The 15415-nt window shown below is 75.5% G+C and carries 13 protein-coding genes; 5 read left to right on the forward strand and 8 right to left on the reverse strand.

Features of this window, described 5'->3' with window-relative positions:
* The first annotated feature begins 90 nt into the window (after positions 1 to 90).
* Positions 91 to 1314 (forward strand): L-2-hydroxyglutarate oxidase, encoded by a 1224-nt coding sequence (lhgO, locus tag ACI79W_RS10550; protein WP_456562032.1) that lies wholly within the window; start codon positions 91 to 93, stop codon positions 1312 to 1314.
* Positions 1315 to 1330: 16 nt separating this feature from the next.
* Positions 1331 to 2566 (forward strand): MFS transporter, encoded by a 1236-nt coding sequence (locus tag ACI79W_RS10555; protein WP_456562033.1) that lies wholly within the window; start codon positions 1331 to 1333, stop codon positions 2564 to 2566.
* Between the two features lie 6 nt (positions 2567 to 2572).
* Here ACI79W_RS10555 and ACI79W_RS10560 read toward each other — a convergent pair whose 3' ends face one another.
* From ACI79W_RS10560 to ACI79W_RS10595, 8 genes are all read right to left on the reverse strand, one after another.
* A complete protein-coding gene (locus ACI79W_RS10560) occupies positions 2573 to 3466 on the reverse strand; it encodes a DUF1932 domain-containing protein (RefSeq protein WP_456562034.1) in 894 nt (297 codons plus the stop codon).
* On the reverse strand, positions 3463 to 4146 hold the full coding sequence (locus ACI79W_RS10565) for an RraA family protein (protein WP_456562035.1): 684 nt from the start codon (positions 4144 to 4146) through the stop codon (positions 3463 to 3465). The genes ACI79W_RS10560 and ACI79W_RS10565 overlap by 4 nt, the downstream gene beginning before the upstream one ends.
* A 59-nt stretch (positions 4147 to 4205) precedes the next feature.
* On the reverse strand, positions 4206 to 5489 hold the full coding sequence (locus ACI79W_RS10570; RefSeq protein WP_456562036.1) for an MFS transporter: 1284 nt from the start codon (positions 5487 to 5489) through the stop codon (positions 4206 to 4208).
* Positions 5482 to 7668 (reverse strand): Ldh family oxidoreductase, encoded by a 2187-nt coding sequence (locus tag ACI79W_RS10575; protein ID WP_456562037.1) that lies wholly within the window; start codon positions 7666 to 7668, stop codon positions 5482 to 5484. Before ACI79W_RS10575 ends, ACI79W_RS10570 begins: the two co-directional genes overlap by 8 nt.
* The gene (locus ACI79W_RS10580) at positions 7665 to 8531 is read right to left on the reverse strand and encodes a DUF6282 family protein (protein ID WP_456562038.1); all 867 of its coding nucleotides are present in this window, start codon (positions 8529 to 8531) and stop codon (positions 7665 to 7667) included. The genes ACI79W_RS10575 and ACI79W_RS10580 overlap by 4 nt, the downstream gene beginning before the upstream one ends.
* Positions 8532 to 8534: 3 nt before the next feature.
* Positions 8535 to 10778, reverse strand: coding sequence for a TRAP transporter permease (locus ACI79W_RS10585; RefSeq protein WP_456562039.1), 2244 nt, complete (start codon positions 10776 to 10778; stop codon positions 8535 to 8537).
* Positions 10775 to 11263: a hypothetical protein gene (locus tag ACI79W_RS10590; protein ID WP_456562040.1), complete on the reverse strand. Its 489-nt coding sequence runs from the start codon at positions 11261 to 11263 to the stop codon at positions 10775 to 10777. Before ACI79W_RS10590 ends, ACI79W_RS10585 begins: the two co-directional genes overlap by 4 nt.
* A gap of 125 nt (positions 11264 to 11388) precedes the next feature.
* Entirely contained in the window at positions 11389 to 12348 is a 960-nt protein-coding gene (locus ACI79W_RS10595; protein WP_456562041.1) for a TAXI family TRAP transporter solute-binding subunit, read from the reverse strand.
* A 269-nt stretch (positions 12349 to 12617) separates the two neighbouring features.
* On the opposite strand from ACI79W_RS10595, the gene ACI79W_RS10600 reads away from it, so the two are divergent.
* From ACI79W_RS10600 to ACI79W_RS10610, 3 genes are read left to right on the forward strand one after another with little or no spacing between them, the layout of a single operon-like run.
* Positions 12618 to 13343, forward strand: a complete 726-nt coding sequence (locus ACI79W_RS10600; RefSeq protein ID WP_456562042.1) for a GntR family transcriptional regulator — start codon at positions 12618 to 12620, stop codon at positions 13341 to 13343.
* A gap of 32 nt (positions 13344 to 13375) precedes the next feature.
* Positions 13376 to 14131, forward strand: a complete 756-nt coding sequence (locus tag ACI79W_RS10605; protein WP_456562043.1) for an SDR family NAD(P)-dependent oxidoreductase — start codon at positions 13376 to 13378, stop codon at positions 14129 to 14131.
* Between the two features lie 19 nt (positions 14132 to 14150).
* Positions 14151 to 15410, forward strand: coding sequence for an MFS transporter (locus ACI79W_RS10610; RefSeq protein WP_456562044.1), 1260 nt, complete (start codon positions 14151 to 14153; stop codon positions 15408 to 15410).
* Positions 15411 to 15415: the final 5 nt, after the last annotated feature.

Raw genomic sequence — 15415 nt, forward strand, 5'->3', positions numbered from 1 at the left:
TCGGTGATCGACATCACAAGGTCACCGTAACGGTTCCTCGGGCGATGCTCAGGGCGGGTCCCACCGAAGTGGGCCCAGATCGGAGGATCCATGTCTTCGGCTCGCTTCGCCGTCGTCGGCGGCGGCATCATCGGGGCGGCCGTGGCCCGGCGGCTGCTCCAGCTGCGGCCCGACGCCCAGGTCACCCTCCTGGAGAAGGAGGACCGCCTCGCGGCCCACCAGACCGGGCGCAACAGCGGCGTGGTGCACGCGGGCCTGTACTACGAGCCGGGCTCGCTCAAGGCCGTCCTCTGCCGCCGCGGCGTGGCGCTGCTCAAGGAGTTCTGCGCCGAGCACGGCCTGGGTTACGACGAGATCGGCAAGGTCCTGGTCGCCCTCGACGACACCGAGCAGCACCGGCTCGGCGCGATCGCCGAGCGGGCCCGCGCCAACGGGGTCCCCGGCATCCGCATCATCGGCCGGGACGAGCTCGCCGAGCTCGAGCCGCACGTCACCGGCGTCGGCGCCCTGCACTCCCCCAGCACGGCGATCGTCGACTACGCGGGCATCACCCGGCAGCTGGCGGCCGACGCCCAGGCCCGCGGGGCCACCATCCGCACCGGCTTCGCCGTCACCGACCTGCGGCACACCACCGGCGGGCCGGGCGAGGAGGTCGTCGTCCGCGGGGGCACGGGCGAGGAGGTCGTCGCCGACCACGTGGTCCTCTGCGCCGGGCTGCAGGTCGACCGGCTGGCGCAGCAGGCCGGCGACGTGGCGGCGCCGCGCATCGTGCCCTTCCGCGGGGAGTACTTCGCGCTCGTCCCCGGGAAGCGGGAGCTGGTCAACGGCCTCGTCTACCCGGTGCCCGACCCGCGGTACCCGTTCCTCGGGGTCCACCTGACCCCGCGGTTCGACGGCGAGGTGCTGGTCGGCCCGAACGCCGTCCTGGCGCTGGCCCGCGAGGGCTACCGCCGCCGCGACGTCGACCTCCGCGAGCTGGCCGAGACCGCCCGGTACGCCGGGTTCCGCCGGTTCGCCCGGCAGCACTGGCGCACCGGCGTCGCGGAGATGTACGGGTCGCTGAGCAAGCGGGCCTTCACCCGGGCCGCCCAGCGCTACGTGCCCGATCTGACCGTCGCCGACCTGGTGCCCGCCGACGCCGGGATCCGCGCCCAGGCCCTCGAGACCGACGGCAGCCTCGTCGACGACTTCCGCATCACCCGCACCGGCGCGGTGGTCGCCGTGCGCAACGCGCCCTCGCCGGCGGCGACCTCGTCCCTGGCCATCGCCGAGCACATCGTCGACGACCTGCTCGACCGCCGCTCCGGCGCGTGAGCGCGGCCCGGTGGGCGTGACCTCGGCGCGCCGGCGGCGGGACCGCGGCCCGGCGAGCTCGGCCGCGGCCGCGGCCGCCGCGGTGACCGTGACGACGGTGGGCGTGCTGCCCATCTACATGGTCGGCGTGCTGTGGGTGCAGATCCGGGAGGAACTGGGGTTCGGGCCCTCCCTCCTCGGCGTCCTGGTCGCCTGCTTCTTCCTCGTGTCGGCGGTCTCGGCGCTCACCGCCGGCGTCGTGGTGCGCCGCTTCGGCACCTCGCCGGTGGTGCGGCTCTCCGCCCTCGTGGGCGGCCTGTCGATGCTGGCCGTCGCCCTGGCCGCGCAGCACACCGCCGTGCTGGTCGGCGCGCTGGTCGTCGCGGGCTGGGGCAACGGCATCGGCCAACCGGCGAGCAACGACCTGATCGCCCGGGCGGTGACCCCGGGCCGCCACGGGCTGGCCTACGGCACCAAGCAGGCGGCGATCCCGCTGTCGACCATGCTCGCCGGGGTCGCCGTCCCGCTCGTCGCCATCCCGCTGGGCTGGCGCACCGCCTTCGTGATCGGCAGCGTGCTGGCCGTGCTGGTGCTGCTCGGCGTCCCCGGGGGCGCGCGGCTGCCGGCCCGCGACGCCGCCCAGACCTCGGAGGCGGCCGGCCCGTTCCACCGGGCCGCCCTGGTCGTGCTCGCCGTCGGGCTCATGCTGGGCGCGGCCACGGGCAACGCGCTCGGCTCCTTCTTCGTCGCCACCGCCGTCGACTCCGGCATCGCCCCGGCGACCGCGGGTGTGCTCGCCGCGGTGGCCAGCGGCGTCGGCGCGGCGGCGCGGGTGGCGTTCGGCTGGCTGGCCGACCGGGTGCGCACCCGGTGGCTGCTGGTCGTCGCCGCGCAGATGTCGATCGGCGGGCTCGCCTACGCCCTGCTCGGCACCGGCGTCGAGGTCCTGGTGGCCGCGGGCGCCGTGATCGGCTACTGCACCGGCTGGGCCTGGGCGGGGCTCTCCACCTACTCGGTGGCCCGCATGCACCCGGGCATGGCCGCCCGCGCCACCTCCATCACCCAGGGCGGGATGGGCGCCGGGGCGGCGCTCGGGCCGCTGGCGTTCGGCGTCGTCGTCGCCTCGACCTCCTACGCGGTCGCCTGGTACGCCACCGCCGCCCTCTCGGCGGTGGCGGGCGCGGTGGTCGTGCAGGGCCGCCGCATGCTGCTGCGGGACCGGCCGGAGCTCGTGGCGGCCCAGCGGCTGCGCCGGCAGGCCCGCCACGGCTGAGCCGGTTCACCCAGGCGGGTCGGTGGGCAGACGCGACAGGACGTCGAGGGCATCGGCCAGCGACCCCGGCACCTCGCCGGGTTCGTGGCCGGCCGCCGCCAGGCCGCGCGCGGTCAGCTCGTGGCGGGCCAGCAGCCCGCCGGAGAGCAGCGGCGGCACCCCTGTCCCGGCGACGGTGTCCCGGGCCATCCGCACCTCGACCTGGCGCCGCCCGGCGTGCCCGACGTGGGTGGTCACCAGCATCGTGGCGAAGTCGCGGGTCGGGTAGCGGTCCAGCGTCTCCTCGACCATGGCGATCAGCGGCTCGACGACGCCGAGCTCCCGGGCGGCCAGCAGCGCCTCCACCCAGAGCCCCTCCATGCCCTTGACGACGACGCTGCGCAGCATCTTCAGCGCCGCGGCCGCCCCGACCTCGCCGCCGACGACGCCGGCCTGCAGCCCCACCCCGCGCAGCAGCTCCGCCGCCCGCGCCGCCTGCGGGCCGGCCAGCGAGATGGGGATCGCCGCGCCGTCGAGCCGGATGCCGCCGCCGGTCATCACGCCGTCGACCACCCGGTCGCCGCCGAGGGCCTCGGCCACGGCGCGCTTCTCGCCCGGCGCGGTGGAGTTGAGGTCGACGTAGAGCAGGTCGTCCCGGGTGCCGACGGCGCACTCCACCGCAGCCGCCACCGCGGTCGCCGGGGTGACCAGGGACAGGACGACGTCGCGGTCGGCGAGGGCCGCGAGGTCCTCGGCCGCCCCGGCCCCGGCGGCCTCGATCGCCGCGCGCGCCGCCGGGCCCCGGTCAGGGTCCCGCAGGACGCGGTCGTGCACCAGCAGGTCGGCCCCCGCCGCGGCGACGGCCCCGCCGATGACCCGGCCGGCCTCACCGAACCCGATCAGGCCCCAGCGCGGGCTCACCGCGCGCTCCGTCCACCGGCCGGGATCTCGGCCAGCGCGGCGGTGACCCAGGAGCGGTCCAGCGTGCCCGTGGCGATCTGCCGGAACATCTCCTCCTCGGCGGCCAGCCGCTCCTCCCCGGCCGCCACCACCTCGGCGGCCCGCTCCTGCGGCACCACCACGACGCCGTCGCCGTCGCCCACGACCAGGTCGCCGTCGCGCACCACGGCCCCGCCGGCCTGCACCGGGCCGCGCAGCTCCCCCGGGCCGTCCTTGTAGGGCCCGAGGTGGTTGATGCCCCGGGCGAAGACCGGCACCGGGCCCTCGGCCAGGCCCTCCCGGTCACGGACGGCGCCGTCCACCACGAGCGCCGCCAGCCCGCGGGCGGCGGCGTAGCGCGCCATGATCTCGCCCAGCACCGCCCGGTCCAGCGCACCGCCGCCGTCGACGACGAGCACGTCGCCCGGCTCGGCGAGGTCGAGCGCCCGGTGCACCACCAGGTTGTCGCCCGGGCGGGTGCGCACGGTGAACGCGGGCCCGGCGACGCGCGGCCACGCGGCGCCCGGCACCCAGTGCAGGCCCGTCGCGCCCTGGGCGCGCTCCATGCTGTCGGACAGGATGCTGGTCGGCAGCGCGCGGGCCCGCGCGAGCAGCGCGGGGTCGGGGCGGGGGCCCGGCGGGTGCAGCCGGCAGGTGCTCATCGGGGTGCTCCTCTCGTGGTGCGCCCGGGCGCCGGACGGGGCCGGTCCGGGTGCGCCGATCAGGTCGGGGAGTGCAGGTCGGGCACGGCCGCCGGCCGCCACGGGTGCCGCAGCGACGTCACGGGCAGGCCTCGGGAGCGGCGGACCGTGCGGCGCGCCGAGCGGACCGTCAGCGCCGCCGCGAGGCTCAGCACCGCCGCCGTCGACCACGCCGCCCGGTAGGAGAAGGCCTGCGCGACCACCCCGAACAGGAGCGGCCCGCTGGCCGCACCGAGGGAGAGGCCGGTCTGCACGAAGCCGGTCACCGAGGCCGCCGCCGTCCGGTTGTCGCGGATCACCGCGAAGTGGAACAGGCCGGTCCAGGCCCAGCCGAGCAGGTACGCGCCGAAGGACCCGGCGACGAACAGCGGCGCGAGGCCGGTGGCCAGCAGCAGGTAGGCGACCGACCCGCCGGCCATGAGGTTGGCGATGAAGAGGTAACGGCTGCGGTCGGGGTACCGGTCGGCGAGCCACCCGAACCAGATCCGCGCGCCGAGCCCGAGCACCGAGCAGGCCGCGAACAGCAGCCCGGCGGCGCCCGGGCGCAGGCCCGCGGCGACGGCGGAGTCGACCAGGAACACCCCGGTGGAGGTCGCCGCCGCCGAGCCGAGGAAGCCGCCGACGGTGAGGACGACCAGCCCCCGCCGCGGGATGCCCTTGTCCGGCCCCCGGTCGGCGGCCGCGGGGGCGCGGGAACGGGCGTCCCGGCCGGTGACGACCGCCCACAGGAGCAGGCCCAGCGCCAGGCCGATCGCGGCGAGCACCGCCCACCGCCAGCCCAGCACCAGGGCGATGCCGGGCACGGCCAGGCCCCCGAGCAGCGTCGCCGCGGGGATCGACGACTGCTTGATCCCGAAGGCCAGCCCCAGCCGGGCCTCGGTGACCAGCTCGGAGATGCCCAGGTTGGCCGACGGCTGGGCGACGGCGTTGCCGAGGCCGCCGATCGCCAGCCCGGCCATCAACCAGGCCGCGGACTGGGCCAGCGCGATGACGCTCAGCGAGGCGATCGACAGCAGCGCCGCGAGCGCGGTGCCCCGGCGGGCGCCCAGCCGCTGCACCAGCCGGCCGCCCGGCCTGGCCAGGGAGCCGGAGACGGCGAAGAGCGTGGCGGCGGCGAGGCCGAAGACGCCGAGCCCGACCCCGAGATCGGCCCGGATCTGCACGGCCAGGGCGCCGACGAGGAAGGCCGGCAGCACGCCGAGCACGGAGACCGAGACGCCCTGGACGACGGCGCGGCCGGAGGCGACCGGGCCGGCGGTGGTCGCGGCCGACCCGGACGGGGCGGCGTCGGTCCCCTCAGCCACGGGCGGCGGCCCCCAGGGGCCGGCCCAGCCGGTCGCCGAGAGCGACGAGCGCCGCGTGCGTCTCCCGGTCCAGCGGCACGCCCTCCGCCCTCCGGCGCGCGCGCTCGGCCGCCGCCCGCTGGCCCGGGGTGCGCACCGGCAGCTCCTCGTCGACGGGCGGCAGCCCCCGCAGCTCGGCCAGCATCCGCTGCACCTCCCCCCGCATGCGGGCGGGGTCGCCCAGCCGCGCCGGGTCGAGGACGACGACGAGGTGGCTGGTGCCCGGCGGCCGGGGCTCGGACCGGAACGTCAGGTTGCCGACCTCGGGGCCGAGCGGGCCGCCGGCGAGCACCGCCGTCAGCACCTCGACCAGCAGACCCAGGCCGTACCCCTTGTGGCTGGAGCGCTCGCGGTCGCTGCCGAGCGGCAGCAGGGCGCCCTTGCCCGGGAACACCGCCGCGGGGTCGGTCGTCGGCCGACCGTCGGCGGTCAGGCCCCAGCCGAGCGGCACCGGCATCCCCTGCCGCAGCGCGATCTCGAACTTGCCGCCGGCCACCGCGGAGGTGGCCATGTCGAAGACCATCGGCTCCTCGCCGGCGACCGGCACGCCGAGCGCGAGCGGGTTGGTGCCGAAGTACGGCCGGCCGGTTCCCGTCGGGGCGACGATGGGGCCGGTGTTCGTGGCCACCAGCCCGACCAGGCCCTGCGTGGCGACGTCGTGCACGTAGGAGCCGCTCGCGCCGTGGTGGCTGCTGCGGCGCACGTTGACCCAGCCGACGCCGTACCGCCGCGCCCGCTGCACCGCCTCCTCCAGGGCCAGCGTCGTGACCGGGTGGCCGAGCAGCCCCTGCCCGTCGACGAGGGCGACGGCCCCGCCGTCGGAGTGCACCGCCGGCTCACCGTCCGCGGCGATGGCCCCGTTGCCGATCATGGTCACGTAGGCGGGCAGCCGGGCGATGCCGTGCGAGTCGATGCCCGAGAGGTCGGCGTAGCCGAGCACGTGCGCCAAGTCCCGGGCGTGCGCCGGCCGCACGCCGACGGACTCCAGGACGTCGACCGTCCAGTGCTCCAGCACCTCGGCCGGCACCCGCACGTCCGGATCGGCGCGCACCTCCACCGGCCCGCCCGCGCCGCCGGGTGCGGTGGCGTCGAACGCGGTGAGCACGGCGTCGGCGACCTCGTCGGTGGAGGCCGGCGCCGTCCCGGCGGGGGCCAGGTCGTAGGTCCAGGGACCGTGCCGCAGGACCGTCTGCGTCGCGTCGCGCAGCCGGTCGCCCAGCGCCCGGGTCGCGTCGAAGTGCTGGAGCAGCGCGACGAGGGCGAGGAACCCGCCGAGCGGGTCCACCTGGCGCAACGCCGCCCGCCGCGGCGCAGAGCCGTGCGCCGGCTCGAACAGCCCCTGGCAGCGCCCCTGCGCCGGCGGGCCCGGGTGGACGGAGGCCGATCCGCAGAGCGCCGGGGAGCCGGCCCGCCCGGCGGCGAGATCGCTGAGGATGTCGCCGAGCAGCCCCTCGGTGACGATGACCGCGGGCACCTCGGCGCCCGACCCCAGCTCGAAGGCGGCGCGGTCGACGTACCGGTGCTCGACGGGGACGCCGCGGCGGCCGGCGACCTCGGTGGCGACCTGCCGCCAGAGCCGGCCGGTGGCGTAGAGGTTCGCCTTGTCCACCGACACCAGGCGCCCGGCCGCGGTGCCGCCGTCCCGCTGCAGCAGCCGGTCGATGCCGAGCTCGACCACCTCGGTGATGCGCCCCGGGGTCAGCCGCAGCACGTCCGCGGCCTCGCCGCCGTCCTCGGAGTACGTGCGGTCGGCCGGCCCGGTGCCGTAGGAGCCGCCGATGAGGTTGCGGACGACGGTGAGGTCGCCGCCCTCGCCGAGCGGGATCTCGCGCACCGAGATGCGCAGGTCGTAGCGGGCCCGCAGCCGGTGCAGCGCCACCTCGGGCCGGGGGCAGACCTCGGGCGGGACGCCGGGGTCCTCCCCCACGGCGCCGAGCAGGATGGCGTCGGCGTCGTCGCAGGCGGCGAGCGTCTCCTGGGGCAGCACCTCACCGGTGGCGGCGGCGGCCCGCGCCCCGACCGGCCACGGCCCGGTGACCTCCACCAGGCCCTCGTCGGCCAGCCGGCGCAGCAGCCGGGCCGGCCCCTCGAGCACCTCCGCGCCGACGCCGTCCCCCGGCAGCAGCGCGACCCGGATCACCGCCGCACCAGCCGTCGGCCGACCGTGGTCAGGATCTGCTCGGCGTCGGCCTCCCCCACCGACCGCTCGAGGTCGGCGAGCCAGCCCGGCAGGGCCTGCTCCATCGTCGGGTGGTGCGCGTGCCCGAGGTCGCCGCCGAAGGCCAGCAGGTCGTGCGGGTAGACCTCGCCGAGCGTGGTCGAGGGCGGGCCGTCGGTGGTCAGGATGTCGGGCAGGATGCCGAGCTCCAGCACCACGCCCAGCCTGGCCAGCTCCGGCGCCGCGTCGTCGTCCCACTCGAGGAACGGCATGCGCGGGTGGTTGAACAGCATCCGGGTCACCCCCGCCGCCCTCGCCGCGCGGAACAGCGCGAGGGTCTGCGTGCAGGTGAGGTGGCCCGAGGCCAGCACCAGGTCGTAGGCGGCGACGACGTCGAGCACGTCCTGCCACGCGGGCAGCAGCGCCCCCGCGTCGTCCACGACGTCCACCTGCCGGAACACCATGCCCCGGTGCACCGACCGCGCCGGGCTGGACGGTGAGGAGATGTGCGCCGGGGCCGACACCGTCGGCATCCACACCACCCGGCCCCCGAGCCGCGCCGCCACCTCGACCGCGTCCGGGTTGGCGCCCCCGACCGGCGAGTTGAGCACGATGCCGCCGTACACCTCGACGCCGGCCGCCTCACCGCGCTGGGCGGCGAACACCGCCCGCTCGACGGTCGAGCCCTCGTGCGCCTTGAGCACCGCCAGGTCGACGCCGACCGACCCGTGCGCGCCGACGACCTCGTGGTCGAAGCCGTGCCGCTCCACCAGACTGGGCGCCCCGTGCACGTGCAGGTCGGCGACCCCGGAGATCATGCCGCCCCCGGACGGCCCGGTCCGCACGCGTCAGCGCTCCCGGGGCCGGTCGGTACCCGACGCGGTCGCGCCGGCCGTCGTCCCGGTCCGGTCCCCGGCGTCGTCGGACGACCCGCCACCGCGCCCGGGGACCATCCCCTTGACCTTGCCGGCGACGTCGTCGCCCGCCCGGCGGCGCATGACCAGGTGCACCACGGTGCCGAGCAGGCCGCACGCCAGCCCGATCCCGATCCACAGCGGCTCCATGACCAGCAGGGCGATGGCCGCGCCCAGGAAGAGCAGCCGCTCGGGCCAACCGGCCGGCCCGATCAGCCACTTGCCGGTGACCACCGCCAACGCGCCCACCGCGAGCGACGAGGCGACGAACGCGGTGGCGACCGTGCTCGCGCCGCCCTCGAAGAGCAGGCCGACGCCGTTGGGCGAGAGCACGAAGATGAACGGCACCAGGAAGGCCGGCAGCGTGTACTTCCAGGTGAGCCACATCGTCGGCACCGGTTTGCCACCGGTGATCGCCGCGGCCGCGAACGGCGAGAGCGCCGTCGGCGGGGAGACCTCGCTGAGCACCGCGTAGTAGAAGATGAACATCGCCGCCGCGAACGGCTCGACGCCGACCTGCTGCAGCGCCGGCGAGATGATCACGAACGAGATGATGAAGCTCGCCGTGACCGGCACCGCCAGGCCGAGCAGGATCACCACGACGGCCGAGAACAGCGCGGTGAGCACCAGGCTGCCGCCGGCGAAGTCGACGATGATGCCCGCCAGCCGCAGGGCCAGACCGGTGAGGGTCATGACGCCGACGATGACGCCGGCGACGGCCATGACCGGGATGACCGAGAGGGCGCCGACCGCGCCCTGGCTGAGCGCGTGCCAGATCCGCTTCGGCGTCATCCAGTGCTCCCGGTCCAGCCAGCTGAGCAGGAAGGCCAGCGCCGTGGCGTACACGACGGCGCGGAAGGGGGTGTAGCCCATGGCCAGGAAGACGACGATCGCGGCCAGCGAGCTGAAGTGGTACCCGAACCGGAGGAGCAGCCGCCACGCCGACTTCTCCTCCACCTCGACCTGGTGGGTGCCGTGCCGGCGGGCGTCGAACTCGATCGCGAGCACGATGCCGAGGTAGTACAGGATCGTCGGGATCGTCGCCCAGATCAGCACCTCCAGGTAGGAGACGTTGAGCAGCTCGGCGATGATGAACGCCGCCGCGCCCAGGGTCGGCGGCGACATGATCGCGCCGATGCCGGCCGCGGCCAGCACGCCGCCGCCGGCCTCCGCCGGGTAGCCGGCCTTGCGCAGCAGCGGCCAGCCGAAGCCACCGAGGGTCACCGTCGTCGCCACGCCCGAGCCCGACACCGTGCCGAGCAGGAAGCCCGAGAGCGTGACGGTGCGGCCGGGGCCGGCGGCCGACTGGCCGAAGGCGGCGAACGACAGGTCGATGAAGAACTTCGTCGCGCCGGAGGCGGCCAGGACGGCGCCGTAGATGGTGAACAGGATGATGTAGGTCGCGGCGACCTCCAGCGGCACGCCGAAGATGCCCTGGGTGCCCATCACGTTGTGGCCGATGAGCCGCGGCCACTGGAAGTCGGCGGTCGTGAACGGGCTCGGCATCGCCGACCCGAAGTACGCCATGGCCAGGAAGCCGAGGACCACGAGCGGCACCAGCAGGCCGACGGTGCGCCGGGCGGCCTCCAGGATCAGGACGACCAGCAGGGTGCCCACGACCAGGTCCATGTCCGTCGGGACGATCGCCCGGCGGAAGAAGCCCTGCCAGTCCCAGACCATGTAGATGCCCGGCACCAGCGACACGAGCGCCAGCAGCCAGTCCAGGACGTTGGGGCGGTCGGGGTGCCCCTCGGCCTTCGCCCTGTCCGACCGGGCCCAGCCGCGGTAGGTCAGGAAGGTCAGGAAGAGGCCCACGCTGAGGAACAGCGGCAGGTACACCTGCCGCGGCATCGGGTTGAACACCCAGTAGAGGGCGTAGAGCGAGAGCCCGACACCCACCACCGCCACCACGTAGCCGGGGATCCCGCTCAGGTGGCGCGCCGGCTTCTCGGCCTCGAACTCGGCGAGGAGCGCCTCCTCGTCGATGGCCTCCTCGTCGACGTCGCGACGCCGGTCCCCGGTCTTGTCGATGGTCGAGGCGTCGACGTCCCCGCGCTCGGCACCCGGGCTCGCCGGGGGTGCGCCGGGGACGTCGCCCGGCGGGTCGTCGGCCACGCGGGTGGCGCCGCCGGTCGTCCCCGGCTCGGCCTGCCGGTGCGTGAGGCGTCGGAGATTCATCGGTTCTCCTCGATGTCGAGAATCACGGTGGGGTCGTCGGTGACGACGAGCTGCCAGATCGGGACCGGTTCGGCGCCGGGCACGTGGAGCGTCCGCTCCCCCAGGTCGGTGGCGGCGATGTTCAGCTCGTCGAACACCGCGGGCCGGCCCGGGTCGGGCGGGACCACGTACGCCATCCGGTCGCCGGGCGGGGCCGGACGGGGCGCACCGGGCACGGCGTAGTACTCCTCGAGGACCGCGACCTGCTCCGCGGCCAGTTGGACCAGCTCGAACCTGCCGTCGGGGAGCACGCGGTAGCGCTCCTCGGCGAGGGTCCGGTAGATGCTGTTGCGGTAGGCGACGGAGAACGCGTCCCCGTCGAGCGGGACCCGCGCGACCACCACGCCGTCCGGGGCCCGCACGGTGACCGCCCGGACCACGTCCCCCGCCCCGGCGCGCCCGCCCTCCGCCGTCACGACGGCGACCGCGACCCCGGCCCCCGTCACGGCGACGAGCGCCGCGACGACGGCGAGGAGGAGGTGACGCGCCGCGAGCGGGCGTCGGGAGGGCCCGGGGCCGCCGGGGCCGGAGGGATCTCCGGCACCCGGCAGCGCACGGGTCGGGCTCTCGGTCAGCCGACCGAGTCGAAGTAGGTCTGCGCGCCGGGGCAGGTCTCGATGAACTCGACCTCGTCGGCGGTCTCCGCGTTCAGCTCCTCGGCCGCGGGGTGCACGGTGAGCAGCTGCTCCTGGTTCTCGAAGATCGTGCGGGTGATCGCCTCCTGCAGGGCCTCGTCCATGTCGGTGCGCACCACCAGGATGTTGGGCGACACCACGTTGGGGACGGCCTCGTCCTGGCCCTCGTAGGTCCCGGCCGGGATGTCCTCGGCGAAGTAGTAGTCGCCGTACTGCTCGGCCAGCGGCTCGGCGTACTCACCGGTGGGGATCAGCACCAGGTCGTCGGTGCTCGCCAGGTCGACGATCGCACCCGTCGGCAGGCCACCGGACCAGGCGCCTGCGTCGACGGTGCCGTCCTGGATCGCCGCCACCGTCTCGGCGACGCCCAGCTGGACGCGCTCGATGTCGTTCTGCGGGTCGATCCCGGCGGCCTCCATGATCCGGTCGGCGGTGACCTCGGAGGCCGAGCCGACGGCGCCGGGCGACACGCGCTTGCCCGCGAGGTCCTCGATCGAGGTGATCCCCGTGTCGGCCGTCGTGAAGAAGTGGACGAAGTTGTTGTAGGTGTTGCCCAGCGAGCAGATGTCCAGCGGCTCGCTGAAGGTGTTCTCGCCGTTCGCCGCGTCCGAGACCACGTCGCCGAGGGCCAGGGCCATCTGCGCCTGGTCGGTGTCCAGCAGCTGCATGTTGTCCACGGAGGCATTGGTCTCCTGGACGGTGACCGTCAGGCCGGGGATCTCGGAGGTCAGCAGGTTGGCCATCCCGCCGCCGTACGGGTAGTAGACGCCGCCGGTGCCGCCGGTGGCGAAGGTCAGCTGCTCGTTGAACGACTGACCGTCACCCCCACCGTCGCCGGAGGCCGTGTCGTCCGCCGAGTCGCCGCCGCAGGCCGTGAGCGCGAGCGAGGTGGCCACCCCCAGGGAGAGGAGCAGGCGGGACCGCGTGCCGGGGCGTGAACCAGGAGTCGGGAGCATCGTGTGCCTTCCTGTCGGTGCCGGCCCGGCGGCGGCCGGGTCACCGGATGCGGGACCACCCGCACGCCGGACCACCCGCTGCCGGAGGAGGCGTCAGCAACATGCTGTTAATGAGATCACAGGAGTGAAGCAGCTCACATTCCGGGCTGTCTACTGTTTACAGTGTCTCGGAACGATGACTTTTCCGAGCGTCGCGTGGAGGCCGGCCGATGTCCGACGCAACCCCGATCGCGGCCCTGCCCCTGCGCGAGCACGTGTACGAACGCCTCCAGGAGCTGCTGATCAGCCGGTCGCTGGCGCCCGGTGACCACCTCGTCGAGGAGCGGCTCGCCGCGCAGCTCGGGGTCAGCCGCGGGCCGGTGCGGGAGGCGCTGCAGCGGCTGCACCGGGACGGCTGGATCACCCTGCGGCCCCGGCACGGCGCCTTCGTCAACAAGCCCACCCGGCAGCAGGTGCACGAGTTCTTCGAGGCCCGCCAGCTGGTCGAGCGGGAGGCGGCCCACCTGGCGGCCGTGCGCCGCAGCCCCGAGGACGCCGCGGAGCTGCTGGAGATCTGCGACCGCGCGGACGCCGACTGGCGGCGCGGGGTCCCCTCGCAGGAGATGGCCGCGCACACGGCGCGCTTCCACCGCGCCGTGCTGGTGCACGCCCGCAACCACCTCCTGCTCCAGTTCGGCGAGCAGCTCTCCCACCGCAGCCGCTGGTTCTTCGCCCCCCTGGTCTCCTCCATCGCGCCGCGCGCCTGGCACGAGCACCGCCAGGTGGCCGAGCTGATCGCCGCCGGCGAGGCCGATCGCGCGGCCGAGGCGATGAACCGGCACGTCGCGCTGTCGCGGAACTCCTACCTGGAGATCCACCCCGACGGCGACGTGCACGAGACCGGCCTGGTCCCGGTGACGGCCACCGGGACGCAGGCAGCCGACCCCGGTCGGTGACCCTCCAGCCCCTCCCACGGAAGAAGGCCCCCATGGCAACCAGCCCCGTCGTCCTCGTGACCGGCGCCTCCAGCGGCATCGGCCGCGCCTGCGTCGACGCGTTCCTCGCCCAGGGGGCGCGGGTGGTCGCCGCGGCGCGGCGCACCGACCGGCTCGAGGAGCTGCGGTCCCGGCACGGGGACGCCGTCCTCCCGGTGGCGCTGGACGTCCGCGACCGGGCGCAGGTCGACGAGGTGCTCGGCTCGCTGCCCGACGACTGGTCGCCGATCGACGTGCTGGTCAACAACGCCGGCCTGGCGCGGGGGAAGACACCGCTGCACAAGGACGACCCGGACGACTGGGACCAGATGCTCGACACCAACGTGCGCGGGCTGCTCAACGTCTCGGGCGCCGTCCTGCCCGGCATGGTCGAGCGCGGCTCGGGCCACGTGATCAACATCGGATCCAACGCCGGGCGCGAGGTCTACCCGGGCGGCACCGTCTACTGCGCCACCAAGGCCGCGGTCGAGCGGATCACCCGGGGCATGCGCATGGACGTGCTGGGCAGCGGCGTCAAGATCAGCGAGGTCGACCCCGGCATGGTCGAGACCGAGTTCTCCGAGGTCCGCTTCCACGGCGACAAGGAGGCCGCGGCCGCGGTGTACGAGGGCGTCACACCGCTGGCGGCCGCCGACATCGCGAACGTCGTCACCTGGGTCGCCAACCAGCCGCCGCACGTGGTCATCGCCGACGTCCTCGTCTACCCGCTCGACCAGGCCGGCTCCGGCAAGATCGCCCGCCGGAAGTGAGCCCGCGCTGAGCCGGGGCGTGCGCACCGCGCCGGTCGTGCGCCGCCGGGACTTCCCCGGCTGGCGCATGGTCTGGGCGCTCGCCGTCACCGAGACGGTCTCCTACGGCGTCCTGTACTACTCCTTCGCCGTGTTCCTCGTGCCGATGCGCGAGGAGCTGGACGCCTCGACCGCCCAGCTCTCGGGGGCGCTGACGCTGTCGCTCGCGCTGAGCGGGCTGGGCGCGGTCGTCGTCGGGCGGTGGCTGGACCGGTGGGGTGCGCGGTGGGTGATGACCACCGGCAGCCTGCTGGGCGGCGCCTCGGTGCTCGCGTGGTCGCAGGCACAGGACCTCCTGCAGCTGTACCTGGCGTTCGCGGGTATCGGGCTGGCCAGCGCCGCGGTGCTGTACGAGCCGGCTTACGCGGTCATCAACACCTGGTTCCGGCGTGACCGGCCGCGCGCGCTGCTGACGCTGACGGTGGTCGCCGGGTTCGCCTCGACGATCTTCCTGCCCACCTCCCAGCTCCTCATCGACGGCGTGGGCTGGCGGCCGGCGCTGGTCGTCCTCGCCGCCGTCGTGGCGGCGTGCGCGCTGCCGCACGCGCTGGTGCTGCGCCGGTCCCCGGCCGACCTGGGCCTGCTGCCCGACGGTCGTCCGCACGACGACGCACCGCTCGCCGCCGCGCCCGCCGCCGGCGACGTCGACCTGTCGCCGTACCGCGGCCCGGGCGCCGCCTACCGGCGGCCGGCGGTTCGCTGGCTGACCCTGGCCGCGGCCCTGCAGATGGTGGCCAACGCCGCCGTGGCCGTCTTCCTCGTCGCGTACCTGCTCGAGGCCGGCGCACCGGCCGGCCTGGCCGCGGTGGCGGCCGGCGGGCTGGGCGCGCTGTCGGTGACCGGGCGGGTCGTCCTCACGGTGCTCGCCGCACGGCTGGGGATCGGGCACGTGACCGCGGCGATGGTCCTCGGCCAGGCGGTCGGCGTCGCGGCGCTGTTCGTGCTCCCCCAGCCGGCGGCCACCGTGGTGTTCGTGCTGCTGTTCGGGGTCGGCTTCGGCGTGCTCAACATCGCCCGGCCCGCGCTGCTGGGGCAGTTCGTGCCCCAGCCGGTGTTCGCGGCGGTGTCGGGCCAGCAGGCGCTGGCGGTCCAGTTCGGCCGCGTGGTGGCGCCCGTCGCCGTGGGGGCGCTGATCACGGCCGTGGGCTACGGGGCGGGGTTCACCGCCATCGCCGGCTGCGTGCTGGCCGCCGCCGTCCTGCTCGTCCTGGCCGACCGCGCGGCCGGTGCGTCCTCGTAGGGGCA

It is taken from the genome of Blastococcus sp. SYSU DS0533, assembly GCF_054050775.1.